This is a genomic window from Geodermatophilus sp. URMC 62, from assembly GCF_052931475.1.
This window is the reverse complement of record NZ_JBRFHY010000001.1, coordinates 317470-342706: the sequence shown is the minus strand read 5'-3', so window position 1 is coordinate 342706 and position 25237 is coordinate 317470. Positions and strand designations below refer to the sequence as shown.

Here is a 25237-nt window from a genome sequence, read left to right as displayed (position 1 = left end):
GCTCCGCGCCAGGCCCCGGGCGGCTCGCCGTCTGCCCCACCGTCCGCCTCGCCCTCGGGCGGCCGAGGTCACGGACGGGTCACGGGCCGGTACCGTGACCGGATGACCAGCGGCGTGGTGCGGCGCCGGGACGGCGCACCGGCCGGGGACGGGCCCGGCGAGCCCGCCGCCCTGCCCGGTCGCGTGGTGACCCCCGGCCGCCCGCCGTGGTGGCTGCTGCTCGGTGCCTTCCTCGTCGCGTCCGCCGTCACCGTGGACCTGCTCAGCCGCGGCTACCTCGAGTGGGTCGACCTGCGGGTCTCCGAGGCGGTCAGCGGCTGGGACCTGCGCGACTCCCCGGCCTACTGGCCGGTCTGGGCGGTCACCCAGATCGGCGGGCGCGGCACCATCCTCGCGGTGCTGGCCGTCCTGGTCGGCTGGCTGTGCGTGCGGCAGCGGACGCTGCTCCCGCTGGTGCGGGTCCTCACCGCGCTGGCGCTGCTCACCGTCGTCGTCTACGCGTTCAAGTTCGGCACCGGGCGCACCGCCCCGGCCTACCCGGGGTCGTTCTTCCACCGCGACGGGGCCTCCTATCCCTCCGGGCACGTGGCCAACGCCGTGCTCATGTGGGGGGTGGCCCGCTGGCAGGCGGTCGAGTACCGGCTGGGTCCGCGGGTGCAGCGCACGCTGTGGTGGCTCAGCGTGCTCGGGCCGGTGGCCACCGGTGTGGCCATGGTGTCGCTGGACTTCCACTGGGTGACCGACGCGGTGGTCGGCGCGGCCGTCGGCCTCCTGCTGCTGGGCGTGGTTCACGCACTGGACGCAGCCGTGCTGTCACGCTGGCCTCGTGCGCGAGCCGGCCGTCCGTCCGCGCGGTCCTGACAGGCGTCGCGGGCCCGTTTCCGGCCGTCGCAGGGCCCGCCGCGGGGCGGCCGCCCCCGTCTGCCTGGCCCTGACACTGGCGCTGACGCTGGCCGGCGCGCCGTCCGCAGGCGCCCAGGAGCCGGCCGCGGCGTCCGTCCGCTGCCAGGTCACCGATCCGCGGCTGGCCGAGCTGTCGGGCCTCGTCGACGTCGGTGACCGGGTGGTGGTGATGGCCGACGGCGGCGACCAGGTGGCGGTGTACGCGCTGGACGGCACCTGCCAGGTCGTCGACGTCGTGACCGCCCCGCTGGACCCCTACGACCCCGAGGACCTCGCGGTCGGCCCGGACGGCACGGTGTGGCTGGCCGACACCGGGGACAACAACGGCACCCGGGCCACCGTCGCGCTCATCGCTCTGCGTCCCGACGGCGCCACCGCGCTGTACCGGCTGACCTATCCCGACGGCGCGCACGACGCCGAGGCACTGCTGCTGGCCCCGGACGGCACCCCGTACGTGGTGACCAAGGAGGTCCTGGGCGCCAGCCACGTCTACCGGCCGGCCGCTCCGCTGGTGGACGGCGGCACCGTCGGGCTGGCCGACGTCGGCACGGTGTCCTTCACGCTGACCGGCACGCCCGGCGGCCCGGTCGGGCGTGCGGGCCAGCTGCTGGTCACCGGTGGCGCGGTCGCGCGTGACGGCAGCCGGATCGCGCTGCGGACCTACACCGACGCCTACGTCTGGCCGCTGGCCGGCTCCGACGTGCCGGGCGCGCTGGCCGGCGAGCCCGTGCGCGTCGCGCTGCCCGCGGAGCCACAGGGGGAAGCGGTCACCTTCACCGCCGACGGCGGCGCGCTGCTCGTCGCCGGGGAGGGCGTGCCCGGCGACGTCACGCTGGTCCCGGTGCCGGCTGCCACCGCGGCGTCGACGCCGGCTGCGCCGTCGGCCCCGGCCGATCCGTCGCTGGCGGGACTGCTCTCCGGCGACGGTGGCGGCCCCTCGCCGGTCACGGCCGGGCTGGTGGCCGCTGCCGTCGCAGCCGTCCTCGTCTGGATCGGCGGGCGGCTGCGCCGGCGGCGCGACCCGGCCGGCCCACCCGTCGGTCGGTGACCGGCCGACCCGCCCCCACGGGGCGGGTCGCTCAGCGAGCGGTGCGGCGTCAGACCCGGCGCAGCACCGTGACGACACGGCCGAGGATGGTCGCCTCGTCGCCCGGGATCGGCTCGTACGCCGGGTTGTGCGGCAGCAGCCAGACGTGCCCGTCGCGGCGCTTGTAGGTCTTCACCGTGGCCTCGCCCTCGAGCATCGCGGCCACGATCTCACCGTTCTCCGCGGTGGGCTGCTGGCGCACGACGACCCAGTCGCCGTCGCAGATGGCCGCGTCGACCATCGAGTCACCGGCGACGCGCAGCATGAACAGCGTGCCCTCGCCGACCAGCTCGCGGGGGAGGGGGAAGACGTCCTCGACCGCCTGCTCGGCGAGCACCGGGCCACCGGCGGCGATCCGGCCGACCAGGGGCACGTAGGTGGGCGCGCCGGTGTCGGCCGCGGGTGCGCCGGTGGGGGCAGTGGCGGGAGCGGCGGTCTCGCCCGGCGTCTCACCGGGCAGCCGGACGTCGAGCGCGCGGGGGCGGTTGGGGTCGCGCCGCAGCCAGCCCTTCTTCTGCAGCACCGAGAGCTGGTGGGCGACCGACGACGCGGAGGACAGGCCGACGGCCTCGCCGATCTCGCGCACCGAGGGCGGGTAGCCGCGGCGCTCGATCGAGTCGCGGATGACCTCGAGGACCCGGCGCTGCCGCTGCGTCAGGCCGTCGCCGGCCTCCGTGCGGTCGGGGAAGGTGCGGACCGCGCCGGTCCCCTCCCCACCCGCGCCGCTACCCGCGCGGCGGGACGTCCCGCCGGTGCGTGTGCGCTGGCCGGTCCCGCTCGTGCCCGCCACGTCTCCTCCTCGCCGGCCGTGCTGCCACGGCCCTCGTGTCCTGCTCCCGCCCGGCCGCGGTTCGTCGTTCAGGACCGCCGGCTGGACGGGACCGCCTCGGCGCCCGGAGGCGACGGCGGACGGGTGCTGGTCGGACGGTAGCGCCTCGGCGCCGGTACTTCAAACGTGTGTTCGAAACCCGCCAGGAGGTATCGGGGTCGACCCCGTCGGCGGGTTGCGCTAGGAATCGCACAGGCGTTCGATCGAACACGCGTTCGACCAGGTGGCACCGACGAGGAGGAGTGGGTCATGGGCACCGTGCGGCAGGACGTGCTGGAGTTCGACGCGACGGTCCGGGTCCCGTGGCGGCCGTCGCTCCGGCCGGGGGCCGGTGTCGGTGGCGGTGGCGGTGTCGGTGGCGGTGTCGGTGTCGGTGTCGGTGTCGGAGGTGTGGCGGCTGCCGGCCGCCCGGCCCGGCCGGCGGCGCCCGGAGCCCTGCCGGGCTCCGGCCCGCGGGTCGGCGGGCACCTGCGCCCCGTCCCCGACCACCAGGCCGCCGCGGCCGTGCGCACCGCCGGGCCGGCCACCGAGCGGCCCGGCGCCCGGCGCGACCCGGCCCGTCCGAGCGGGCGGCCGCTGCGCTCCGGTGCCACCGGTGGCCCCGTCCGCGGTGGCTGCGCGCCGGCCGCCGTGCGGCTGACCCGGCGGGGGCGGCGCCTCGTCACCGTGCTCGCCCTCGGCGGAGCGGTCGGTCTGGGCGCCTGGCTCGCGCCGCTGGTGGGCGGTGCCGACGGCGGACTGCGGCTCGCGGGGGAGAGCAGCGTCGTCGTCGAGCCGGGCGACACGGTGTGGTCGATCGCGGGGGAGGTCGCCGCGGACGGGGAGGACGTGCGCGTCGTGGTCGACGCCATCGAGGAGCTCAACGACCTCCGGGGCTCGTCCGTCGTGCCCGGCCAGGTCCTCCAGCTGCCGTGAGCGCGCGGTGCGGGGCGTCCGGGTCCGCCCTCGAGCTCCGGCAGACATGGACGAGAGGGCGGCGGCGAGTTCGTCAACCCTCCGCGCGAGGTCGCTCACCGGCCGGAGCAGTACCGGCACCTACGGTCGAGGACGTGTCAGCAGCCGTGAACAGCCGGGCCGCAGTCGTCTTCCGCTCGCCGCAGGACGTCGAGGTGTGCGTGGACGGCGCCTGGGCTCCCGGCGCCATGCTGGGCTGGCGGCACGACGAGCGCGGCGGCTGCCAGGCACAGGTGCGGTGGCGCGACGGGGGCGAGCCGACCTGGGTCGACCTCGCCGGTGTGCGCCTGCCCGAGCGGCACCTGTCCCTCGCGCACACCGCGTCGCCGTCCGAGCCACCGAGCGCCGAGGTCGGCGACCGCGACCGGCAGGACGGTGCGCCCCGTCCCGACGCGACCGTCGTGATGGCCGCGGTGCAGCCGGCACGCCGCACGTTCCGTGCCGGCCGCCGGCACGGCGCCGACGGCACCGCCGAGCAGCCCGCCGACGGGTCCGCCGCAGCGGGCCGGCACCGGGCGCCCGCCGACGGGTCCGCCGGTGCGGGCCGGCACCGGGCGCTCACGGCCGAGATGCCGGCGGTCGCCGTCGGCGCCCCCGCCGTTCCGGACGGCCCCGGCGCCTCCGCGGCGTCCTCCGGGGCGTCCTCCGCGGAGGTCGGGGAGCCGGACCTGCTGACCCGCCCGATCCGCCTCGACGACCTGGCGTCACACCCGCGCGGCGGGCGTCCCGCCGTCCGCCGCCCGGTCTGAGCGCTCCGTCCCGGCGTCCCCGCCGGACGCGGTGGGTCCGGGCCCCGGTGCTGGGCCGGGGCCTCCGCGGGCAGCTCCACCGTCGACGAACCCGCCGTCCGGCAGTGCCCGTGCGCGCGTCCCCCACGCCTGTTCCACCCTCTCCCGCACGCCGACACGCGCGGGCCCTCGGCGTGTCGTGTGGCGGGTGGGGAGCGTGCTCGCGCCTGGTCACCGGTGGGTTGCGAGCACATCGCGGCGGAAGAGACATGCTCGCGTTCGGCTTGCAGATGTAGTGGAGCCCGGCCTAGGGTCCCCCTACATCTAGTAGTTGCTTCGACGGTGGTCCTCCACAGGTCATCCTCAGGACTTCCCCGGGGCATCCACCGGATGTCCCCAGAGGGGTCCACAGACGCGACCCCGAGGGGCGATCAGCGGCCGCCGGCGCGGCCGCCCGGGACCGGTCACCGGTTGCGGGTGACGGGCCGGTCGCGGAGGGAGGTGAACCGCAGTGCGCTGCCCGTTCTGCCACAACCCCGACAGCCGGGTGATCGACTCGCGCGAGGCCGACGAGGGGGCCACCACCCGCCGTCGCCGGTCGTGCCCGGCCTGCGGTCGCCGCTTCACCACGGTGGAGGAGGCGGTCCTCGCCGTCGTCAAGCGCAGCGGCGTCAGCGAGCCGTTCAACCGGGCCAAGGTCGTCGCCGGCGTCCGCCGGGCCTGCCAGGGCCGGCCGGTCGACGAGGACCAGTTGCAGCAGCTGGCCCAGCAGGTGGAGGACGCCATCCGCGCCAGCGGGGCGGCCGAGGTCCCCAGCCACGAGGTCGGGCTGGCCATCCTGCGGCCGCTGCGGGAGCTCGACGAGGTGGCCTACCTCCGCTTCGCCAGCGTCTACCGCGCCTTCACCTCGCTCGAGGACTTCGAGAAGGCCATCACCGAGCTGCGGGCCCGCCACCTCGCCGGCGGCACCCCGCCGCTGCCGGGCATGCAGCTGGACCCACCGCCGCGCCGCCGCGGCGGCGGGCGCAGCCAGCCCGCGGCCGACCGGACCGCCACCTGACCGCACCCCGTCCCGACCGCCGGCAGCACCGCCGGACACCCGAGCACGCCAGGAACGTCAGCACCACCCGCTAGAACGAGTGCGGCTCTTCCCCAGCCGCCGACCACTCCACGAGGGAGAGCTCTGTGACCGAGACCGAGGACCGCTTGTCAGGCCGCACGCGTCGCGCCCCCGCCAAGGCGCCGACCCGGGGGAAGGGCCTGAAGGTCAAGCGGGTCTACACCACCGCCGGGGTGCACCCCTACGACGAGGTCACCTGGGAGCGGCGCGACGTCGTCATGACCAACTGGCGGGACGGCTCGGTCAACTTCGAGCAGCGCGGCGTGGAGTTCCCCGCCGAGTGGAGCATCAACGCCACCAACATCGTCACCACGAAGTACTTCCGCGGCGCCGTGGGCACCCCGCAGCGGGAGAGCAGCCTGCGCCAGCTCATCGACCGGGTGGTGCTCACCTACGGCGCGGCCGGCCGCGAGCACGGCTACTTCGCCAGCGAGGGCGACGCGGAGGTCTTCGAGCACGAGCTGACCTGGATGCTGCTGCACCAGGTGTTCAGCTTCAACAGCCCCGTGTGGTTCAACGTCGGCACCAGCGCCCCGCAGCAGGTCAGCGCCTGCTTCATCCTCGCCGTCGACGACACGATGGACTCGATCCTCAACTGGTACCGCGAGGAGGGGCTGATCTTCAAGGGCGGCTCCGGCGCCGGTCTGAACCTCTCCCGCATCCGCTCGTCGAAGGAGCTGCTGTCCTCCGGCGGCACCGCCTCGGGCCCGGTCAGCTTCATGCGCGGGGCCGACGCCTCCGCCGGGACGATCAAGTCCGGTGGCGCCACCCGCCGCGCGGCCAAGATGGTGGTCCTCGACATCGACCACCCCGACGTCGAGGAGTTCATCGAGACCAAGGCGCGCGAGGAGGACAAGATCCGCGCGCTGCGCGACGCCGGGTACGACATGGACCTCGGCGGCAAGGACATCACCAGCGTCCAGTACCAGAACGCCAACAACTCCGTCCGCGTCTCCGACGAGTTCATGCGCGCGGTGGAGGACGGCACCGGCTTCGGCCTGCGCTCGCGCCTCGACGGCTCGGTCATCGAGACCGTCGACGCCAAGGGCCTCTTCCGCAAGGTCACGAAGGCCGCGTGGGAGTGCGCCGACCCCGGCATCCAGTACGACGACACGATCAACGACTGGCACACCAACCCCGAGACGGGGCGGATCAACGCGTCCAACCCCTGCTCGGAGTACATGAGCCTGGACAACAGCTCGTGCAACCTGGCGTCGCTGAACCTGATGAAGTTCCTCAACGACGACGGGACCTTCGACGCCAAGACCTTCGTCAAGGCCGTCGAGCTGGTCATCACGGCGATGGACATCTCGATCTGCTTCGCCGACTTCCCGACCGAGCCGATCGGGGAGACCACCCGCGCCTACCGGCAGTTGGGCATCGGCTACGCCAACCTCGGCGCGCTGCTGATGGCCACCGGGCACGCCTACGACTCGCGGGGCGGCCAGACGCTGGCCGCGGCGATCACCTCGCTGATGACCGGCACCGCCTACCGCCGCTCGGCCGAGCTCGCCGGCATCGTCGGCGCCTACGACGGCTACGCCCGCAACGCCGACGCCCACGCCCGGGTGATGCGCAAGCACGCCGCGGCCAACGACGCCATCCGCCCGGTCGGCGCCGACGACGCCGACGTGCTGCGGGTCGCCACCGCCCAGTGGCAGGACTGCCTGGAGCTCGGCGCCGACAACGGCTGGCGCAACGCGCAGGCCTCGGTGCTGGCGCCCACCGGCACCATCGGCTTCATGATGGACTGCGACACGACCGGCATCGAGCCGGACTTCTCGCTGGTCAAGTACAAGAAGCTGGTCGGCGGCGGGTCCATGCAGATCGTCAACCAGACGGTCCCGCGGGCGCTGAAGAGCCTGGGCTACCAGGACGAGCAGGTCGAGGCGATCGTCGAGTACATCTCCGAGCACGGCCACGTCGTCGACGCGCCGAGCCTGCGCCCGGAGCACTACGAGGTCTTCGACTGCGCCATGGGCGAGCGGGCCATCTCCCCGATGGGCCACGTCCGCATGATGGCCGCGGTGCAGCCGTTCATCTCCGGCGCCATCAGCAAGACGGTCAACATGCCGGAGACGGCGACCGTCGAGGACGTCGAGAACATCTACTTCCAGGGCTGGAAGCTCGGCCTCAAGGCACTGGCGATCTACCGCGACAACTGCAAGGTCGGCCAGCCGCTGTCCGACGCCAAGGCGAAGAAGAAGACCGACGAGGTCCAGGTGGAGGCCGCTCCGGTCGCCACGACGTCGCACCCGGTCCGCCGCCGGCTGCCCAAGAAGCGGCAGAGCATGACGACGTCCTTCAGCGTCGCCGGCGCCGAGGGCTACATGACCGCCGGGATGTACGAGGACGGCAGCCTCGGTGAGGTGTTCCTCAAGCTCGGCAAGCAGGGCTCGACCCTGGCCGGTGTCATGGACGCCTTCTCGATCGGCATCTCGATCGCACTGCAGCACGGTGTGCCGCTGGAGACCTACATCCAGAAGTTCACCAACATGCGCTTCGAGCCGGCCGGCATGACCGACGACCCGGACATCCGGATCGCCCAGTCGGTGATGGACTACATCTTCCGTCGCCTGGCGCTGGACCACCTGCCGGTCGACACCCGCGCCACCCTCGGCATCTTCAGCGCCGAGGAGCGCGCCGCTCAGGTGGCGGGGAGCTACGGCTCGGCCTCCACCGCGGACGTCGTCGAGGAGGAGGAGGTCGACGTCGAGGCGCTGCGCGGCTCGGTGCCCACCGAGGCGCCCCCCAAGCCGGAGCCGGCGGCCGACAAGCCGGTCACGGAGGCGCACTCCTCGGCCGAGCTGTTCGAGCTGGTGACCGGCACCGCCACCGACGCGCCGCTGTGCATGACCTGCGGCACGAAGATGCGCCCGGCCGGCAGCTGCTACGTCTGCGAGGGCTGCGGCTCCACCAGCGGCTGCAGCTGATGGCGAGGCTCGCCGGGATGTCAGCGCGATCCTCGCCTGATGTCCCGGCGGGATCGCCGAAATGTCACAGCGGCTCGCGGTGACATTGTGTATCAAGGTCGCGAAACCAGCGATCTTGGAATACCAGACCCCGGCCGCCCCGGCCCTCCTCGGAGGGCCGGGGCGGCTGCGCGTGGAGCCCCACGAGAGAGGACAGGCGCGTGACCCAGCCCCCGTCACCGCCGCGGCGACCCCGCCCGGTCGCCGGCACCGCCTACGCGCGGCATGCCCGCACCGGCGGCCGGGTCGCCGGCACCGCCTACGCCCCGCCGCCCCCGGCCGAGGCCGGTGACGGCAACTCCGTGGAATGGCTACGGCGGTAGCGAGCTCCACCCGGATCCATTCGCACCGGCGCCGCGGTCGAGCTGACGGAGCTCCGGCGCCGGGCTGCGTCGACCGAGTGATCGCCGAGCCCTCGAACGCCGCCGAGGCGCTGGGGCGCTTGGGCCCGCGGTGCGAATCGGGATCACGGGGACGTGTGGTCGATGCGAGCCCAGACGGTCTTGCGGTGCCCGTCGGTGGTCCAGCCGTGTGCGTCGCACAGCCGGGAGACCAGGTGCAGTCCGAGGCCGCCGTTCGCCGGATCGCGGCCGATGGCGGGACTGGGCGGCCGGTCCGCCGCGGCGTCGCTGACCTCGAGCAGCCACGAGGTGTCGTTGCTGGTCACGGTGACTTCGACCGGGCCGCGGCCGTGCCGCACCGCGTTGGAGGCCAGCTCCTCGTAGGCCAGCAGCAGGCGCTCGACCGCGCCCTCGTCGGCGCCGGGCGGGCGGGCGCCGTCGTGCAGGGCGGCGGCCAGCCCGCGCCGGCAGGCGGTCAGCTCGGCTGGGCCGGCCGGTACCCAGCGCGCGATCACGTGAGCGCTCCCCGGTTCCGGCCGCGGCCGTTGCCCCCACGCCGACGGGCTCACGCCGGTGGCTTCGGTACTCACCGGCGGAGGTCGCATCGGGCGCGTGACCGGGCGGCGTGCTGCTCAGCGGACGGTGCCATGACCTGCCTCGATCCCTCGGGGATCGTCATGGACCGCTGGATGTGCCTCGCGACAGCCCACAGGGATGACGTCACCGGCAGGGTGCGAGCGCGGGCCGGGACGGGAACCGGCGGACGACTGCCTCGCCCACCGTGGCCGGCCACAACGGTCAACGCCAACCCGCTGATGGAACAGGACCGGCCCTGGGTCGGCCAGGTACCCCGGTCGGAAGCTGCGCACACTCGACCGCACGGTCAGGGGTGATCGGGCTGACAGCCGCTCCGCCGGGCGCCCGCTCAGGCGTGTGCTGTTGCCGGCACGTGATGGCGGCGGCGCTGGACGAGCTGCGGGGTCTCAGCCGATCCCTCGGTCCGCGAGGCCGCGGGCCGAGCGTTCGGTAGTTCCCGGTAGGGGGCCAGGCTCGGGTGCCCGAGCTCCCACAGGCATTCGTTGAGGGCCTGGGTCAGGGGGTTGTGCTCGGAGGTCGGCCAGGCGGCGGTGCCGGCGAGGTACTCGACGAGCGCGGCACGAGGCCGGCTCCCGCCCAGCTCGGTGTAGCGCCACCACAGGTCGGCGACGCTCAGGGCACCCAGCCGCCAGGCAAGGACGGTCAGTGCGCTGGCGGGCGCGGTGAAGGGGGGCACCGGGAACCTCGAGGTCGTCGGGGCGTCGGTGCGCCCCGAGGGGCGCTGTGCCGGCGGGCTGGATCCGATCCGAGGCCCGCTGCTCGACCAAGATCGACACCGGCCGCCACCCCGATCCGGGCTCGCGGCTGGTGACGCCAGTGTGCGCGCTGCAGCGGCGGAGGGCCAGCGGCTCACCTTCGATGCCGCGGCATCTGAGTGGCCGGCGCCGGTGTGGACATTTCGAGTGCGGCGTGCGCGTAGGGTGAGGGACCAGGCGGTCACACGCTCACGGCGAGTCGGCGCCGTTCCGATGACCGGACCCCGGACGTTGCAGCACTCGGCCCCGGTTCTTCGTCCCCGTCGTCCTCTCGTGGACGACCGGGACGCCAATCTCGGACTGTCGCGAGGTGTCACCCGCAGTCCGTCGTAGAGCAGAGACCGCCGTGTCCATGCCTGATCCCGCCGACGTCGAACCGCCGCGCGATCCCCGCGCCGCCTTCGCCGAGCTGAGCAAGATCATGCTCGGTGAGCAGCCGCTGTCGGCGACCCTCGAGCGGGTGGCCGAGCTGGCCAAGCAGACCATCCCCGGCGCCGCCGACGTGTCGGTCACCCTCCTGCAGGACGGCGAGGTGGCCAGCGCGGCCTTCACCGGACCGCTGTCCGCCCAGCTCGACGAGCGCCAGTACGAGTCCGGGTTCGGCCCCTGCATGGACGCCGCGACCTCCGGCACGACCATCACCATCGACGACACCGCCCACAGCCCCACCTATCCCGACTTCGCCCGCGCGGCCGCCCGCAAGGGCGTCCTGCACACGATGTCGATCGGGCTGCCCGTGCAGCGCCAGACCATCGGGGCGCTCAACGTGTACGGCACCGACGACACCCCGTTCGACGAGGCGAAGCAGGAGCTGGCCACCGCGTTCGCCTCCTACGCGGCGGTGGCCGTGGCCAACGCCGGCGTCTACGCCAGCACCGCGACCCTGGCGGCCAACCTGCAGCGCGCCCTGGACTCGCGGGCGGTCATCGACCAGGCGAAGGGCATCCTCATGGCCCGCCACCGCGGCATGTCCGCCGACGCGGCCTTTGATCTGCTGTCGAAGGAGTCCCAGCTGAACAACCGCAAGCTGCGCGACATCGCCCAGGACCTGGTCGACGAGGTCCAGCGCGGCGGCCGGGACTGACGTCGGAGCGGCCTCGTCAGGCACGCAGCCGGTCAGGAGGGACGCGGGACGCGGGTGAGCGAGGTTCTCGCCGAGGGACGGCGCACTGCCGAACGCCTCGCCGACGGCAGCCTCCGCTACGGCGGCGAGGTCCATTGCTCCCTGTGTCGAGCGCCGGCCGGGCGGTCAAGGTCGCCGTCTCTGGGCTGGGCAACCCGGAGTCGACCTTGTCGACGGACGGTTGGGACTTCTGGCGTGCTGGCGCTCCCCGTACCGGCCAGTCGGTGAAGCTGAAGAACCTCCGACGCCAGGGGGCTTCGTCCGCGTAGCGGTCGGTCCGGCCCGGGTGGCTGCCCCGCGGCGCGCCAGCCTCGCAGCGGGCCGCAGACGTCCCCAGTTGGCTCACGCGTTGTGTGGTGCGTCTTCTGGAGGTTCTCTGCACGCACCGAGGCGCACCGGGGCGCGGCCGGTGCGGCTGTGCCCTGTCCGCCGGTACTCCCGGGGGCGGGCACGCCGGCGTCCACACTGGCCGCATGTCACGCGACCAGTTGCTGCAGGTTGCCCGGCGCCTCGCTGAGCGCAGTGCCATTGACGCAGAGATCGCCGGGCTGATCTCGCGGCCGGTGACACTGGGCCACGTCGGGGAGTGACTCGCGAGTCAGGTGTTCGGGATCGACCTGTTGCCCTCCGCGAACACCCCTGGGTTCGACGGCCGATTCCAGTCAGGGCCGCTGCAGGGCCGGACGGTGAATGTGAAGTGGCACCTGCAGCGGGACGGGATGCTCGACATCAACGTCTCCGATGCGCTGGACGACTACCTGGTGATGACCGGCCCCGCGGGTGCGGCGGTGAGCTCCTACGGTCAGACCCGGCCGTGGCGCGTCGACCACGTCTACCTGTTCGACGCCGATGCGGTCCGCGCCGACCTCCTCGAGCGGGGGATCCAGATCGGCGCGGCGGCCAGCGTCCGCGCGCAGCTATGGGGGGCGGCGGGGATCTACCCGAACGGGGCCAACGAGCGACTGCCGCTCACCGCACACCGGATCGAGGTCCTCCAGTGGTTCCATCCCGACGGAGCGCCGTGCTGACGGAGCCTCGGGCCCGACAGCCCGGCGCGGGGATTCCGTTGGAGCCGTCAGGCCCAGGAGTCCACTGCGGCCTGCAGCGATCCCTCCGCGGTGTCGACCGTGCCGATCAGGATGGCCGGGTTGTGCGGCAACGGGATCAGGCCGAGGTTCTGCTGCCAGTGGGCGGCGATCTCCTGCTGTGCTCCCCGCCACGCGCGTTCCTCCGCCGGCGTGAACTCGCGGTGGGGATCGGTGTCGTCGCGCATGAACGGCTCGCGGTGCAGTGGGGCCGCCTTCGTCAGGATCGAGGTCCCGGAGTCCGGGGCGAGCTGCTTGACCGATCGCGCCGACGCCCACGCCCCCACCCCATGCCCACGTAGCTGCGGCACGAGCTCGATGGCGCGCAGCACTAGGAGACGGTCGAACCAGTCCTGACTGGTGAGCTCGTAGCAGTCGTCGATCAGCAGCGGGTGGTCGCCGACGATGGGCGCCACGACGTCGCAGAGATCCTGGGCGACTGCGTCCGCCGCCTCGGACAGCGCGAACGGCTCGTCGAAGTCCAGCGGCAGCATCCATCGGGTCAGCTCGCCGACCGGTAGCCGGAAGGTGTCGTCGTCGACCTCGGGGTCGGCGCCGTCCCAGCCGTCACCGGAGCCCGGCAGGTCCTCGGACGCGCCGTCGTCGCCGTCCTCGTCGAGGTCCCACACTGCTCGGATGAGCCCGTCCCACACCTGCCAGCCGAACTCGCCGGCTTCACTGTCGACGCGGCTGCTGACGTTGATGGACAGCGTCAGCGCGAGCGCGTCCGGACGTCACCACCGGGACGCGGGTGCGGATCCGTCCGGGCCTCCGTCCATGTCGTGGGTCATCGCCAGCTCGCCTGCGGGATCACGGTCATCCACGCTGTGCCGCGACCGTGAGCTTCCGACTGCTCGCCGGCGAGGTGTCGGCGACAGCGAGCGCGTCGAGGGCGGCATCGGCGTCGGGCGGGGGAGCACCCGTGGGGCGAGGGCGAGGTGTGCGCGCTCGGTGAGGGCGGCCGCAGAGTGGACGTGTGCGGGTCTGCGGCCACGAGGATGAGATTGCGCGCGCACGAGGCTGAGATTGGGGGAGGCGAGGTCGCGCGGGTCAGCTCTGCGGTTGTGAGGGTGGCTCTGCGGTCGCGTCCCGGCCGACGAAGACGCGCGCCACGGCTGGCCGGTCAGGCGTTGTCGGTCGCGGAGGTGGCCGGGTGGGCCGCCGAGGCCACGTTGGTGGCCGCCCAGCTGGCCAGGAGCTTGAGGGCGTCCTCGGACGGTGTGCCGGGTTCGGCGGTGTAGATGGTCAGGGCCAGCCTGCCGTGGTCGGGAGCGGGCAGGTCGAGGGTGTGGTAGGTCAGCTCGAGCAGGCCGACCGCGGGGTGGCGGAACTGCTTGACCCCGGAGTGGTGGATGCGCACGTTGTGCGCGGCCCAGCGGGTGCGGAACTCCTCGCTGACCGTCGACAGCTCCCCGACCAGCTCGCGCAGATCCTTGTCGTAGGGGTCGCGGCCGGCCTCGGTGCGCAGCAGCGCGACGGTGGTGCTCGCCGCCCTCTCCCAGTCCTGGTAATAGTCGGCCGCCCGCGGGTCGAGGAACTGGAAGCGGGCGAAGTTCGCGGGGCGCCCGGGGTCGTCGAACATCGGTGAGTGCAGCGCCCATCCCAGGGTGTTGGTCGCGAGGACGTCCAGCCGCCCGTTCGCGACGAACGCGGCCGAGCCGGTCATCGAGTCCAGCATCCACTGCACCCGCGCGGGCACCTTCGCCTTGCCGCGGCGCTGCGGTGCGCGGCTGGGCCGGGCGGCGCGGGCGAGGTTGAACAGGTGGAGCCGCTCGGCCTCGTCCAGCTGCAGCGCCCGGGCGACGGCCTCCAGGACGTCCTCGGAGACGCCGGCGATGTGGCCCTTCTCCAGCCGCTCGTACCAGCCGGTGCTCACCCCGGCCAGGACGGCGACCTCCTCGCGGCGCAGCCCGGGCACGCGCCGCCGACCCCCGCCGGGCAGGAGCCCGGCCTGCTCGGGGCTGATCCGGGCGCGCCGGCTGGCGAGGAAGTCGCGGATGTCGGAGCGGTTGTCCACCCGACCGACGCTACGTCGGACCGGGTCGGGAGGGGGGGTACAGCCGCTACCCCCACAAACGCGACTCCCCGCGCCTGCGCGCGGCGCGGTGTCGTGGGGTGGACCGCTCGAGGACGTCCGAAGGAGAGGAGAACGACCGTGCAGATCACCCGCAGCTCGGTCGACACCGTCAAGGGTCCGGCTGACTGGTTCACCGGCGACGTCTACATCGACGCCGTCGCCGCCGCACCGGCGCCGTCGCGGCTCAGCGCGAACCTGGTGCACTTCATGCCCGGCGCGCGCACCCACTGGCACCGCCACCCGCTGAGCCAGACCGTCTTCGTCACCGAGGGCGTCGGCCTGTGCCAGCGCCGGGGCGGCCCGATCGAGGTCATCCGCCCCGGCGACCGCGTCCTGTTCGAGGCCGACGAGGAGCACTGGCACGGCGCCGCGCCGAACCGGCTCATGGTCCACCTGGCCGTCAACGAGGCCGACGCCGACCACGCCGTCGTGCACTGGCTGACCCCCGTCACCGACGAGGAGTACACCGCCGCCCCGGCGATCGACTGAACCCCATCCCCCTGAACGAGGAGCACTTCCGCATGCGCGTGAACGCCTACGCCGCCCCCGCGGCCGGCCGGCCGCTGGCCCCCACCACCATCGAGCGCCGGGCCGTCGGCCCGAACGACGTGCTGATCGAGATCGAGTACGCCGGCATCTGCCACTCCGACATCCACACCGTGAACGGCGACTGGGGACCTCAGCCGTTCCCCGTCGTCCCCGGGCGCGAGATCGTCGGCGTCATCGCCGAGGTCGGCTCCGACGTCACCGGTCATCGGGTCGGTGACCGGGTCGGCGTCGGCTGCATGGTCAACTCCTGCGGCGAGTGCGCCAACTGCCGCAGCGGCAACGAGCAGTTCTGCCTCAACGGCATGGTGCCCACCTACGCCGGCACCGACCGGGACGGCAGCACGACCCAGGGCGGCTACTCCACCCACGTCGTCGTCGACGCCGGGTTCGTCCTGCGCGTGCCCGACGGCATCGACCCGGCGGCCGCGGCGCCGCTGCTGTGCGCCGGCATCACCACCTACTCGCCGCTGCGCCGCTGGGGCGCCGGGCCCGGCAAGCAGGTCGCCGTCGTCGGCCTCGGCGGATTGGGGCACATGGCCGTCAAGCTCGCCGCCGCGATGGGCGCCGAGGTCACGGTGCTGTCGCAGTCGCTGAAGAAGCAGGAGGACGGCCTGCGGCTGGGTGCCACCGACTACCGCGCGACCAGCGACCCGGACACCTTCGCCCAGCTGGCCGCCCGCTTCGACCTGATCATCAACACCGTCAGCGCCCCGATCGACGTCGACGCCTACCTGTCGCTGCTGGCCGTGGACGGCACCCTGGTCAACGTCGGCGCTCCCGCCGAGCCGCTGAGCCTGCACGTCATGTCCCTGGTCGGGGGCCGTCGCAACTACGCCGGCTCGATGATCGGCGGCATCGCCGAGACCCAGGAGATGCTCGACTTCTGCGCCGCACACCGCATCGGCGCCGAGGTCGAGATCATCGCCGCCGACCGGGTCAACGAGGCCTACGAGCGGGTGCTCGCCTCCGACGTCCGCTACCGGTTCGTCATCGACGCCGCTACCCTGCAGTGACCTCGGACCAACTGTCCCGCCCGGCCGGGTCGGCGGCGTCGGCCGCCGACCCGGCTGGCGACGGTGGCCCGCCGGTGCGACTTCCGTTCGTCGTCTACGTGCTGGCGGCCGGCACGTTTCTCATGCTCACCACCGAGTTCGTGGTGGCCGGCCTGTTGCCGGAGATCGCCGGTGACCTCCATGTCAGCGTGGCGCGGGCCGGTCTGCTGATCACGGTGTTCGCGGTCGGGATGATCGTCGGCTCACCGTCGATGGCACTGCTGACCCGGCGGCTGCCGCGGCGGGTGACGCTGATGCTCGCCCTCGGCATCTTCGCGGCCGGTCACGTCGTCATCGCGCTCGGCTCGAGCTTCCCGCTGCTGCTGGCCGCCCGGTTCGTCACCGCGTGGGCGACGGGGGCGTTCTGGTCGGTCGCGTCCGTCGTCGCCACCCGCGCCGCCGGCCCAGCGGCCGGCGCCCGAGCCCTGGGCCTGGTCGGCGCCGGCGGCATGCTGGCCAACGTCGTCGGCGTGCCGCTCGGCGCGTTCGCCGGGCAGCTCACCGGCTGGCGAGGACCGTTCTGGGCCCTCGCCGCCCTCGCACTCGCCGCGGCTGTGCTCATCGCGCGCCACGTGCCGCACGACCGTGCCCACGAGGAGATCGGGTCCCTGCGCTCAGAGCTGGCCGCGCTGCGCTCCGGTCGGCTGTGGCTCGTGTTGGCGGCCTGCGCGACCACGACCGGCGGCGTTCTGTCGGCCTACTCCTACATCTCACCGCTGCTGACCGGACGCGCCGGCATCGCGACCGGCCTGGTGCCGCTGGTGCTCGTCGGGTTCGGCGTCGGTTCCCTGATCGGCACGGTGCTCGGCGGTCGCCTGGGCGACGTCCGCCCGCACGCGACCACGATCGTGGTGCCCGCGGTGACCGCCGTCGTGCTGCTGGGCATCTGCCGGCTGTCCACGCACACCGTGCCCACAGTGGTGCTGGTGGTCCTGCTCGGGCTCTTCGGGCTCAGTGTCAACCCGGTGCTGTCCTCTCTGGCTGTGCGCTTCGGCGGCCCGGCGCCCACGCTCGCAGTGGCGATGTCAGTCTCCGCGTACAACGCCGGAACGGCAGTCGGCTCAGGAATCGCCGGGGCGACCTTGAGCTCCAGCCTGGGGGCCGTCGGCCCCGCCGTGGTCGGCACCGGCATCGCGACGCTGACCCTCATCCCCACGGTCGTGATCGCGCTCCTCCAGCGCCGCCACGACGTAGTGCACGTGCGCGCCTGCGCCGAGGACGTCGTCCTGTCGTGCGGCCAGGCCGCCTGACGGCATGGACAGCAGTCACCCGGCTGAGGGCTGAACGCGGTGCCAGCGAGCTGGCCGCTCGTCCGGCAACTGCTCGAGGTGTCCGAGTTCGGTGAGCCGCTGCAGCAGCTTGTGCACGTTCGGCCGCTGCAGGCTGGTGGCGGTCTCCACATCGGCGACCGACAGGCCCGCCGGGGTGTCGAACCCGCCGAGCGCCAGCACCGCCAGCTGCCGCGGGCCCGGGCCGCCCCGTGGAAGCTCGGCGCGGAGCGTGACCACCTCCACGGCGGCGGCGTCCTCGTCGTGGACCGCGGCGAGCCGGGTGCCGAGCAGCGTCAGCGCCCGGCCTGTGGATACCAGCGCGTCGGCCACGGCGAGCTCCTTCGCGCGCTCCCGCCCCGGCGCCGTCGCTGGCCGGGCTGACCGTCCGCGAGCAGGACGTGCTGCGGCTGGTGGCGCGCGGGCTGTCGAACGCCGAGATCGCCCGGGAGCTGTCCATCAGCGAGGCGACGGTGAAGACGCACGTCACCCACCTGCTGACCGAGCTCGACCTGCGTGACCGGGTGCAGGCCGTGGTGCCCGCCCACCGGTCGGGCTTGGTGGGCAACCCACGGGTGCCGGGCCCGGTCAGGGCAGCCGCGCGAGCAGGGCCCGGGCGAACGCCTCGGCGGCCGGGTCGACCGGTCCGTGCGCCGCCGCGGCGCGCAGCCAGGCCGCCAGGGGCGCGGCCAGCGCGGGGGAGAGGGTCGCGATCCACGCACCGGTCCCGGCCCGCGCCTCGGCCACGTGCTCGCTGCTCCCGTCGGGGAGGTGCGCGACCACCTCGGGACGGGTCGCCAGCAGTCCGCCGGTCCGCCAGTCGCCGGGGGTCGTCCGGGCGGCCAGCGCGTCCAGCCGGTCGGCCGCCGTCCGCAGCAGCTGCTCGGGGTCCACGGCCGGATGGTGCCCGACGCGGCGGCCGGGCGGCGGAGGAGTCCCGGGTCGGGCTCGTGACCACCGGGCACCGGCTGCCGTGCAGGTCCGGCCACCACCTGACGCCGTCGGCCGGGCGGCGCCTGAGGCCGGCGACCCTCGACAGGTCCGGCGGTGCCTGCGACCGTGCTACCCACCGAGGGATGGGGGCTCCGGATGGCGGGGCTGGCGGCGCAGACGTCCTGGCAGGTCGGCCGCTGGCCGGGGCTCGACCTGGCCCGGGCGGTCGTCGTCGGTGGCCTGATCCCGTTCCACGCCCTGCTGGTGTTCGACACCGACGACGACTTCTACGTCAAGAGCGACCGCACCGCCGAGCTCGTGCCGCTCGTCGCGCCGGTCGTGGTGGCGGCGATGCCGCTGCTGTACCTGGTCGCCGGCATCGGCGCCTGGCACTCCTGGCAGGCCCGTGGCACCCGCGGGTACCTGCGCCGGCGGGTGCGACGGCTGCTCGTCCCCCTGGTGGCCGGCACCGTGCTGCTCGTCCCGCTGCCGGTCTGGCTCCGGCTGCGCGCGGACCCCGGGTACACCGAGTCCTACTGGGCCTTCTGGCCCCGCTTCTTCCGGGTCCGCTGGGACTGGTCGGAGTTCCCCTTCGTGCTCCGGCCCGCCGCCGACGGCCGCGGCTTCGAGACCGGGCACCTGTGGTTCGTCTACCTCCTGCTCCTGTACTCCCTGGCCGTGCTGCCGCTCCTCGGGTGGCTGGACTCCGGCCGCGGCCGGCGAACCCTGGGCGCGCTGTCGGGCGCCGCACGACGGCGGGGAGGGGTCCTGCTGCCTGCCGTCCTCCTCGGGGGAGTGGCCGCCGGGCTCGGCCTCGACGAGGGACTCGCCGCGGGCAGCCCCCTCGGCTACCTGCTCTTCTTCGCCGCCGGGGTGGTCCTGGCCGCCGACGTCCGCTTCCGCGAGGTCGTGCGCCGTGACGCCGGCCTCGCCGCGGTGGTCGCGGTCGGCCTGATGGCCGTGGCCGGGGTGCGCATGCTCGGCGGAGAGGGCGACCCCCTGCTCGACCGCGATCCGTCCACCCTCGCCGGGAGAGCGGCGCTCGGCGCGGCTGTCTGGTGCACGGTCGTGGCGATCGTCGGCGGGCTGGCCCGGCTGCGCCCCTCCGCGGGTGGCGACGGCTCGCGGGTCGTCGGCTACGTCGCGCCGGCGGTGCTGCCCTGGTACGTGCTGCACCAGCCGGTCGTCGTCGTGGTGGCGTACCTCGTCGTCGGCAGCTCGCTGCACCCCACGCTGCAGTACCTGCTCATCTGCGTCCTGTCCGCGGTCGTCACGCTGCTCGCCTACGACCTGCTGATCCGTCGCATCGCGCTGAACCGGGCCCTGCTCGCGGGAACCTGAGCCCCCGCGGCGCGTCCCGGCTCCTCCGTCCCGGCCGACGGGTGTGTGCTGACGACGTGGAGCGCAGGGGCGTCAACCACGACGTCGGGACCGCCACCCGCGGGGCGGGGTGGACGACCCGGCTCGACTTCGACCCGGCTGTGGTGCGCCGGGAGCTCGAGGTCATCGCCGAGGACCTGCACTGCACCGCGGTGCGCATCTCGGGGCAGGACGTCGGCCGGCTCACCACGGCGGCGCGGCTCGCCCGCGAGGTCGGGCTGGAGGTGTGGCTGTCCCCGGTGCTGGTGGACGCCGACCAGGCCGCGACGCTGGCCCACCTGCGCACCTGTGCCGCCGCGGCCGAGGAGGTGCGGGCCGAGCACGGTGGCGTCGTGCTCGTCACCGGCTGCGAGCTGACACTGTTCACGAGTGGCCTGGTGGACGGCGCCACGTCGTCCGAGCGGATGCGGACGTTCGCCCGACCCTGGCGGCTGGTCCGCAGCACCCTCCGCAGGGGGTCGTTCACCCGCCGACTGGACGACCTCCTGCGCGACGCCGTCGCCACGGTGCGCGCGGATTTCGCCGGCCCGGTCAGCTACGCCTCCGGCGCGTGGGAGCAGGTGGACTGGACGCCGTTCGACCTCGCCGGCATCGACCACTACCACGACGCCCGGAGCCGGGGGTCCTACCGGCGCACGCTCCGGCGACTGGCGGCGTCCGGCAAGCCGGTCGTGGTGCTGGAGTTCGGCTGCTGCACCTACGCCGGCGCCGAGGACCGCGGCAGCCACGGATGGACGATCGTCGACCGCTCCACCTCCCCGCCACGACTCCGGGACGGCCACCGCCGCGACGAGGCCGCGCAGGCCGCCCACCTCGAGCAGGTGCTCGGGATCCTGGAGGAGGAGGGCGTCGACGGCGCGTTCGGGTTCACCCTCGCCATGCCGTCCTACCCGGGCGACCCGGATCCCGCCCTGGACCTGGACACCGCCAGCTACGCGCTCGTCCGGACCCTCCCGGCGGGGTCCGGCGCAGGCCACTGCGGTCTGCCGTGGGAGCCGAAGGCGTCCTTCGCCGCCCTGGCCCGCCGGTACGGGAGCGCCCGGCCGACGCCGTGACCGGTCGACGGTGTCTCACAGCGGTGTGCTGATCAGTTGGCGGACATGGCTTCCGCACCGGCGATGACGTGCGCTGAGGGCTCATTCCACACACGGGAACGGGGCGTGAGCACACATCGTCGCTTGCCACGCGCCCTGATGACGCCATGTGACGGCACCGACGTCACCAGCGGGTGGACCCCGGCCCACACCGGACAACCACCAGGGATTCCGCTGTCAGGAGCTGCGCACGGTCAGCCGGAGCGACGGCTGCTGCAGCAGGTGGCCGAGCCGGGCCGCCTCCGCCTCGAGCAGGTCGCGGTCGACCGGCGCGCACTCGGCGAACAGGTCGACGTCGACCGAGCCGTCCTCGATCCGCCAGGTGCCGACGACGCCGTCGCGCGTGACCACGGTGGGGGAGATCCAGCCGGCGGCACGACTGATCTCGGCCCGCCGGGCGGGCGGCACGGTGTGCGGGTCGCCGGTCCCGGGGCCGAGGACGAACTGGTCGAAGGCCGGCAGCAGCCGCACCACCTCGCCCGGCTCGGGAGCGGCCAGGGACTCGACGTCGGCGACGCGGGCGTGCAGCGGCGTCCCCTCCACGTCGACCACCGCCAGCTCCTCGCCGAGGTCGGCGAACCAGCCGCGCAACGTGCGTCTCGGGGTGGCGCCGCGGCTGAGCCAGGTGTCGAAGGCGGTGGGGGTGGCCGGCCCGTGGGTGGCGAGGTAGGCGGGGACGGCGACCCGGGCCGCCTCGGCGGTCTCCGGCACCCGCCACCCGTCCAGCCAGGTGTCCGGGCGGGTGAACGTGACCCGGTTGCCCTCGACGGGGCCGTGGCAGAGCAGCCCCTGCCAGGCCAGCGGCTTGAGGACCGCACCCCAGCCCGAGCCCAGCGCCTCGGCCAGCCCGGGATCGCCGGTGCGCCGCACGACCTCCGCGGTCAGCTGCTCGCGGGTGAGCACTCGGCCCTCCAGCGCGGCCGCGGCCGCCTCGGTCAGCGCGGCCAGCCGGTCGGCCGGCAGGAAGGTGCGCTGCCAGGCCGGCTTCTCCCAGCTCCGGGTCGCGGCGAGCAGGGCCAGGTACGCCGGGGCGAGTGCCGGTGGCAGCAGGTGCAGGGTGCCGCGCATCGCCCAGACGCGCAGCAGCCGCCGCTCGTCCAGGGCCCGTCCCACCGCACCGCGCTCCGGACGCCGCTGCCGGACGGCGACCGCCAGCTCGGCGGCCGAGGGCACCTGCGCCTGCACCCCGCACAGCCGGGCGACGACCGACACCACGTCGTCCGGCTCGTCCTCGGCCAGCGGGGTGAGCAGGTGGCGGCGCAGCCGCCAGGCCCGGACCTGCCGCCACGTCAGCGTCATCGCCGCTCCCTCCCCACCGGTGGGGAGCAGGGTGTCACCGCGGTCGGACGGGACCGGGGCGCTAGTCCCCGGCGCTCCGCTCAGAGCACCCGGTGGCCGTACACCTCGCCGAGCGGGTCGGCGATGAGCTCGATGCGGGCGCCGTCGGGGTCGCGGTAGCACACCGAGACGCCGCTGTGCACCTCGTGCGGGACACCGGCGTCGTCGAGCCGCCGCACCAGCTCGGTACAGCGGTCGGGCTCGACGCTGATCGCCAGGTGGTGCAGGCCGCCGAGCACCTCGGCGCAGGGGCCGACGTCGAGGCCGGGGAAGTCGAAGAAGGCGACCAGGTCGCCGTTGCCGATGCCGAAGAAGGAGTGCGAGGAGCCCGGGTGGTCGCGGTTCTCGACCAGCTCGGTCAGGGGGAAGCCGAGCACGTCCGGGTAGAAGCGGACGGTCCGCTCGACGTCGCTGCTGATCAGCGCGGTGTGGTGCAGGCCCCGAGCGGTGGAGGGCGGCCGCCCGCAGGTGCGCCGCGCGGACGCGGGCGCGCTCGGCCTCCAACGCGGGGAGGTCGGGAGCGGGCGTGGTGGTCATCGCGGACCGTTCTCTCACGTGGGGTGGAGCCGGTCCCCGCAGCCTGCCCGCCGGGGAGCGTGCCAGGCTGGCGCCGTGCCGACCACCGTGTGGGGAACGCCGTGAGGGTCCTGGTCACCGGCAGCTCGGGACACCTCGGCGAGGCGCTCGTGCGGGTGCTGCGCGACGCGGGTGACGACGTCGTCGGCCTCGACGTCCTGCCCTCGGCGTGGACGGACGTCGTCGCGTCGGTCACCGACCGGTCCGCCGTCCGCGCGGCGCTCGCCGGGGCCGGCGCGGTGCTGCACACCGCGACGCTGCACAAGCCGCACGTCGGCACGCACCCCCGGCAGGCGTTCGTCGACACCAACGTCACCGGCACGCTGACCGTGCTCGAGGAGGCCGCGACCGCCGGCGTCGGCCGGGTCGTGGTCACCAGCACCACCAGCGCGTTCGGCCGCGCGCTGGTCCCGGCGCCGGGCGAGCCGGCCGCGTGGGTCACCGAGGCGGTCCCGCCGCGGGTGCGCAACGTCTACGGGCCACCAAGGTCGCCGCCGAGGACCTGTGCGAGCTCGTCGCCCGCGACACCGGCCTGCCGGTGGTGGTCCTGCGCACCTCCCGCTTCTTTCCCCGAGGGTGACGACGCCGACGACGTCCGCGCCGGCTACGACGACGACAACGTCAAGGTCAACGAGCTGCTGAACCGGCGCGTGGACCTCGCCGACGTCGTCTCCGCCCACCGCGCGGCGGTCGACCGCGCACCCGGGCTCGGCTTCGGCCGCTACGTCGTCAGCGCCACCACGCCGTTCCGGCCCGAGCACCTCGCCGAGCTGCGCACCGACGCCCCGGCCGTCGTCGCCCGGCTGTTCCCCGACGCGGCCGACCTCTACGACCGGCTCGGCTGGCGCCTCTTCCCGGGCATCGACCGGGTGTACGTCAACGACGCCGCACGCGCCGACCTCGGCTGGACCCCCGCGTACGACTTCCGGGCGGCCCTCGACCTGCTCGCCCGGGGGCGGCCGCCGCGCAGCGACCTGGCGCTGACCGTCGGCGCCAAGGGCTACCACGCCGAGTCGACCGGCCCCTACACCCGGCGCTGACCCCACCGGTCGTCCGCCCTCGGCGGAACGCCGCCCCGGCGCGGACCCCCTCGCCTAGCGTCGGGGCATGGACGTGACCGAGGTCGTCCCCGGCCTGCACCTGCTGTCGCTGGACTTCGTCAACGCCTACGTGTGGCACGGGCCCGACGGCGTCACACTGATCGACACGGGCCTGTCCGGCACCGGACCGGCCATCGAGACCGCGTTGGAGCAGCTGGGGCTGCACCGCTCCGACCTGCGCCGGATCGTGCTGACCCACTTCCACGACGACCACGCCGGCTCGGCCGCCGAACTGGCGTCCCGGTCCGGTATCCCGGTCCTCGTCGGACGCGGGGACGCTCCGTTCGTGCGCGGTGAGGTCCCCGGCCCACCCCCGGTCGTCACCCCGGCCGAGCAGGCGTTGTACGCCGTCGCCACCGCCGACGTCCGGCCCGCGCCCGCCGTGCCGGTGGTGGAGCCGCTCGACGACGGGCACGTGCTGGACGTCGCCGGCGACGCGGTGGTGCTGGCCGTGCCCGGGCACACCCCGGGCAGCATCGCCCTGCACCTGCCGCGGCACGGGGTGGTGATCACCGGTGACACCGTCGCCGAACACCAGGGCCGGGCGATCCTCGGTCCCTTCAACACCGACCGCGCCGGCGCCTGGGCGTCCCTGCAGCGGCTCGCCTCGCTGGACGTCGACGTCGCCTGCCCCGGTCACGGCCGGCCCATCACGGGCGCAGCCGCCGCCCTGCGTCGCGCCACCGATCCCTTCGGCTGAGTGGCCCGGCTGCTGCGCAGCGGTGGCCGCCGGCGCGCGGTGTGGCCGATCAGAGGCCGAGGACCAGGCGCAGGGCCGCGTCGACGCGGCGCAGCTCCTCGGACGTCAGGGAACCGGCGGACTCACCCAGGCGCTGCGGATCGACCGCGGTGGTCTGCTCGGCCAGCACGAGGGTGGGGCGGCCCTGGACGGACACCTCGGGGCGGAAGGTCGCCGCACGGGCCGAGGTGGAGGTCGGCGCGACCAGCCAGGTCGACAGGCGCAGCAGGTCGGACTGGACGACGACGGCGTACCGGACCCCGGCCTGCTCGTGCCCCTGCGTGCCGCGGGGTGAGCGGAGGCGGTACACCTCACCACGCACGCAGGGTCTCCATGTCCCGCAGCACCTGGGCAGCCTCGGCCCGGTCGACCTCGTCGGCGGCGAGCGCGGCGGCCTCCTCGCGCAGCCGGTCGCGCGCGGCGGTCTTTGCCGCCGCGATGAGCGCCGCACGCACGGCAGCCGAGACCGGGGTGCCGTCCTGGGTCAGCACGGCCAGGGCCCGCCGGGTGTCGTCGTCGGGACGGAAGGTGATGGTCTCGGCCACGGCCTCGAGTGTGTCACACATCGTAAGACACGGTGCCGGGGTCCATGCCGTGGACCGGGCCTGTCGGCACCGCTCCGCGGGAGGACGGACCG

The 25237-nt window shown here is 74.3% G+C and carries 27 protein-coding genes and 1 pseudogene; 17 read left to right on the top strand and 11 right to left on the bottom strand.

From position 1 onward, the window contains the following. Positions 1-102: 102 nt before the first annotated feature. Together ACU616_RS01590 and ACU616_RS01585 are read left to right on the top strand one after the other, a co-directional pair. Positions 103-861, top strand: coding sequence for a phosphatase PAP2 family protein (locus ACU616_RS01590; RefSeq protein ID WP_446756743.1), 759 nt, complete (start codon positions 103-105; stop codon positions 859-861). After that, positions 827-1951: a hypothetical protein gene (locus ACU616_RS01585; protein ID WP_446756742.1), complete on the top strand. Its 1125-nt coding sequence runs from the start codon at positions 827-829 to the stop codon at positions 1949-1951. Before ACU616_RS01590 ends, ACU616_RS01585 begins: the two co-directional genes overlap by 35 nt. 49 nt (positions 1952-2000) lie before the next feature. Here the strand turns inward: ACU616_RS01585 and lexA are convergent, their stop codons facing one another. Then, a complete protein-coding gene (gene lexA, locus ACU616_RS01580) occupies positions 2001-2780 on the bottom strand; it encodes a transcriptional repressor LexA (RefSeq protein ID WP_446756741.1) in 780 nt (259 codons plus the stop codon). A gap of 288 nt (positions 2781-3068) precedes the next feature. On the opposite strand from lexA, the gene ACU616_RS01575 reads away from it, so the two are divergent. The 5 genes from ACU616_RS01575 (at position 3069) to ACU616_RS01555 (ending at position 8916) form a co-directional block, all read left to right on the top strand. After that, positions 3069-3734 (top strand): LysM peptidoglycan-binding domain-containing protein, encoded by a 666-nt coding sequence (locus ACU616_RS01575; protein ID WP_446756740.1) that lies wholly within the window; start codon positions 3069-3071, stop codon positions 3732-3734. 134 nt (positions 3735-3868) lie between these two features. After that, entirely contained in the window at positions 3869-4522 is a 654-nt protein-coding gene (locus tag ACU616_RS01570) for a hypothetical protein (RefSeq protein ID WP_446756739.1), read from the top strand. Positions 4523-5012: 490 nt separating this feature from the next. Next, positions 5013-5561, top strand: coding sequence for a transcriptional regulator NrdR (gene nrdR / locus ACU616_RS01565; protein ID WP_446756738.1), 549 nt, complete (start codon positions 5013-5015; stop codon positions 5559-5561). Positions 5562-5686: 125 nt separating this feature from the next. Further along, a complete protein-coding gene (locus ACU616_RS01560; RefSeq protein WP_446756737.1) occupies positions 5687-8554 on the top strand; it encodes a vitamin B12-dependent ribonucleotide reductase in 2868 nt (955 codons plus the stop codon). A gap of 200 nt (positions 8555-8754) precedes the next feature. Further along, positions 8755-8916, top strand: a complete 162-nt coding sequence (locus tag ACU616_RS01555) for a hypothetical protein (RefSeq protein ID WP_446756736.1) — start codon at positions 8755-8757, stop codon at positions 8914-8916. 143 nt (positions 8917-9059) lie between these two features. On the opposite strand, the gene ACU616_RS01550 is transcribed toward ACU616_RS01555, so the two are convergent. Both ACU616_RS01550 and ACU616_RS01545 read right to left on the bottom strand, forming a co-directional pair. Beyond that, positions 9060-9449, bottom strand: coding sequence for an ATP-binding protein (locus ACU616_RS01550; RefSeq protein ID WP_446756735.1), 390 nt, complete (start codon positions 9447-9449; stop codon positions 9060-9062). A gap of 410 nt (positions 9450-9859) precedes the next feature. Then, complete coding sequence (locus ACU616_RS01545; RefSeq protein ID WP_446756734.1) at positions 9860-10207, bottom strand: hypothetical protein; 348 nt, start codon at positions 10205-10207, stop codon at positions 9860-9862. A gap of 431 nt (positions 10208-10638) precedes the next feature. On the opposite strand from ACU616_RS01545, the gene ACU616_RS01540 reads away from it, so the two are divergent. Then, complete coding sequence (locus ACU616_RS01540; RefSeq protein ID WP_446756733.1) at positions 10639-11370, top strand: GAF and ANTAR domain-containing protein; 732 nt, start codon at positions 10639-10641, stop codon at positions 11368-11370. 641 nt (positions 11371-12011) lie between these two features. Then, entirely contained in the window at positions 12012-12437 is a 426-nt protein-coding gene (locus ACU616_RS01535; RefSeq protein WP_446756732.1) for a hypothetical protein, read from the top strand. Between the two features lie 47 nt (positions 12438-12484). On the opposite strand, the gene ACU616_RS01530 is transcribed toward ACU616_RS01535, so the two are convergent. Then, complete coding sequence (locus ACU616_RS01530) at positions 12485-13147, bottom strand: hypothetical protein (RefSeq protein ID WP_446756731.1); 663 nt, start codon at positions 13145-13147, stop codon at positions 12485-12487. Positions 13148-13617: 470 nt separating this feature from the next. After that, complete coding sequence (locus ACU616_RS01525; RefSeq protein ID WP_446756730.1) at positions 13618-14511, bottom strand: helix-turn-helix transcriptional regulator; 894 nt, start codon at positions 14509-14511, stop codon at positions 13618-13620. A gap of 138 nt (positions 14512-14649) precedes the next feature. Between ACU616_RS01525 and ACU616_RS01520 the strand changes: the two genes are divergently transcribed. Genes ACU616_RS01520 through ACU616_RS01510 form a run of 3 tightly spaced genes read left to right on the top strand, consistent with a single transcriptional unit; the run spans position 14650 to position 17422 of the window. After that, positions 14650-15060, top strand: coding sequence for a (R)-mandelonitrile lyase (locus tag ACU616_RS01520; RefSeq protein WP_446756729.1), 411 nt, complete (start codon positions 14650-14652; stop codon positions 15058-15060). Positions 15061-15092: 32 nt separating this feature from the next. Further along, positions 15093-16133 carry an NAD(P)-dependent alcohol dehydrogenase gene (locus ACU616_RS01515; protein ID WP_446756728.1) on the top strand — a complete coding sequence of 347 codons (1041 nt, stop codon included), beginning with the start codon at positions 15093-15095 and terminating at the stop codon, positions 16131-16133. Then, positions 16130-17422 carry an MFS transporter gene (locus ACU616_RS01510; protein WP_446756727.1) on the top strand — a complete coding sequence of 431 codons (1293 nt, stop codon included), beginning with the start codon at positions 16130-16132 and terminating at the stop codon, positions 17420-17422. Before ACU616_RS01515 ends, ACU616_RS01510 begins: the two co-directional genes overlap by 4 nt. Positions 17423-17437: 15 nt before the next feature. Here ACU616_RS01510 and ACU616_RS01505 read toward each other — a convergent pair whose 3' ends face one another. Beyond that, positions 17438-17773, bottom strand: a complete 336-nt coding sequence (locus tag ACU616_RS01505) for a MarR family transcriptional regulator (protein WP_446756726.1) — start codon at positions 17771-17773, stop codon at positions 17438-17440. Between ACU616_RS01505 and ACU616_RS01500 the strand changes: the two are divergent. Beyond that, a pseudogene (locus tag ACU616_RS01500) lies at positions 17749-17967 on the top strand (helix-turn-helix domain-containing protein); the annotation flags it as partial. The gene ACU616_RS01505 and the pseudogene ACU616_RS01500 sit on opposite strands and share 25 nt — an antisense overlap. A gap of 61 nt (positions 17968-18028) precedes the next feature. Here the strand turns inward: ACU616_RS01500 and ACU616_RS01495 are convergent. After that, positions 18029-18334 (bottom strand): hypothetical protein, encoded by a 306-nt coding sequence (locus ACU616_RS01495; protein ID WP_446756725.1) that lies wholly within the window; start codon positions 18332-18334, stop codon positions 18029-18031. Positions 18335-18487: 153 nt separating this feature from the next. Between ACU616_RS01495 and ACU616_RS01490 the strand changes: the two genes are divergently transcribed. Both ACU616_RS01490 and ACU616_RS01485 read left to right on the top strand, forming a co-directional pair. Next, a complete protein-coding gene (locus tag ACU616_RS01490; RefSeq protein WP_446756724.1) occupies positions 18488-19714 on the top strand; it encodes an acyltransferase family protein in 1227 nt (408 codons plus the stop codon). A 56-nt stretch (positions 19715-19770) separates the two neighbouring features. Beyond that, positions 19771-20808, top strand: a complete 1038-nt coding sequence (locus tag ACU616_RS01485) for a hypothetical protein (RefSeq protein ID WP_446756723.1) — start codon at positions 19771-19773, stop codon at positions 20806-20808. Between the two features lie 216 nt (positions 20809-21024). Here ACU616_RS01485 and ACU616_RS01480 read toward each other — a convergent pair whose 3' ends face one another. Beyond that, on the bottom strand, positions 21025-22146 hold the full coding sequence (locus ACU616_RS01480; RefSeq protein ID WP_446756722.1) for a DNA glycosylase AlkZ-like family protein: 1122 nt from the start codon (positions 22144-22146) through the stop codon (positions 21025-21027). Between the two features lie 80 nt (positions 22147-22226). After that, the gene (locus ACU616_RS01475; protein ID WP_446761442.1) at positions 22227-22604 is read right to left on the bottom strand and encodes a VOC family protein; all 378 of its coding nucleotides are present in this window, start codon (positions 22602-22604) and stop codon (positions 22227-22229) included. Between the two features lie 219 nt (positions 22605-22823). On the opposite strand from ACU616_RS01475, the gene ACU616_RS01470 reads away from it, so the two are divergent. Both ACU616_RS01470 and ACU616_RS01465 read left to right on the top strand, forming a co-directional pair. Continuing rightward, complete coding sequence (locus tag ACU616_RS01470; protein WP_446756721.1) at positions 22824-23801, top strand: NAD-dependent epimerase/dehydratase family protein; 978 nt, start codon at positions 22824-22826, stop codon at positions 23799-23801. A 67-nt stretch (positions 23802-23868) separates the two neighbouring features. Further along, positions 23869-24561 carry an MBL fold metallo-hydrolase gene (locus ACU616_RS01465; protein WP_446756720.1) on the top strand — a complete coding sequence of 231 codons (693 nt, stop codon included), beginning with the start codon at positions 23869-23871 and terminating at the stop codon, positions 24559-24561. Positions 24562-24610: 49 nt separating this feature from the next. On the opposite strand, the gene ACU616_RS01460 is transcribed toward ACU616_RS01465, so the two are convergent. Both ACU616_RS01460 and ACU616_RS01455 read right to left on the bottom strand, forming a co-directional pair. Beyond that, entirely contained in the window at positions 24611-24922 is a 312-nt protein-coding gene (locus ACU616_RS01460; RefSeq protein ID WP_446756719.1) for a type II toxin-antitoxin system PemK/MazF family toxin, read from the bottom strand. Continuing rightward, complete coding sequence (locus tag ACU616_RS01455) at positions 24912-25166, bottom strand: hypothetical protein (RefSeq protein ID WP_446756718.1); 255 nt, start codon at positions 25164-25166, stop codon at positions 24912-24914. Before ACU616_RS01455 ends, ACU616_RS01460 begins: the two co-directional genes overlap by 11 nt. Positions 25167-25237: the final 71 nt, after the last annotated feature.